Source organism: Lactobacillus sp. UMNPBX19 (assembly GCF_002553805.1).
Classification (GTDB): domain Bacteria; phylum Bacillota; class Bacilli; order Lactobacillales; family Lactobacillaceae; genus Lactobacillus.
Map to the genome: position 1 here is coordinate 1 of NZ_PCYR01000130.1, position 409 is coordinate 409.

Here is a 409-nt window from a genome sequence, read left to right on the forward strand (position 1 = left end):
GAAGGTGATCTTCGTCGTACAGTTAGTCTCAATATCAAACGTCTCCAAGAAATCGGTTCATACCGTGGTATGCGTCATCGTCGTGGTTTGCCAGTTCGTGGACAACACACGAAGAATAACGCTCGGACACGTAAAGGTAAGAAAGTTTCTATCGCAGGTAGAAAAAATAATTAAAGGAGGCTAAACATTTATGGCAACGAAAAGAAATACTCGTAAGCGTCGAGTAAAAAAGAATATTGAATCTGGAGTAGCTCATATCCATTCAACATTCAACAATACTCTGGTTATGATTACAGACCCTCAAGGTAACGCAGTTGCTTGGTCATCTGCTGGTGCACTTGGTTTCAAGGGTAGTCGTAAGTCGACTCCATTTGCTGCTCAAATGGCTTCAGAAGCTGCTGCAAAGGCT

General features: G+C 42.5%; 2 protein-coding genes. Both read left to right on the top strand.

Annotated elements, in window-relative coordinates; translation table 11 throughout:
* Positions 1-174: 30S ribosomal protein S13 (gene rpsM / locus CP370_RS09420; protein ID WP_098046681.1), on the top strand; the 174-nt coding region annotated here is incomplete at its 5' end.
* Between the two features lie 16 nt (positions 175-190).
* Positions 191-409: 30S ribosomal protein S11 (gene rpsK / locus CP370_RS09425; RefSeq protein ID WP_098046682.1), on the top strand; the 219-nt coding region annotated here is incomplete at its 3' end.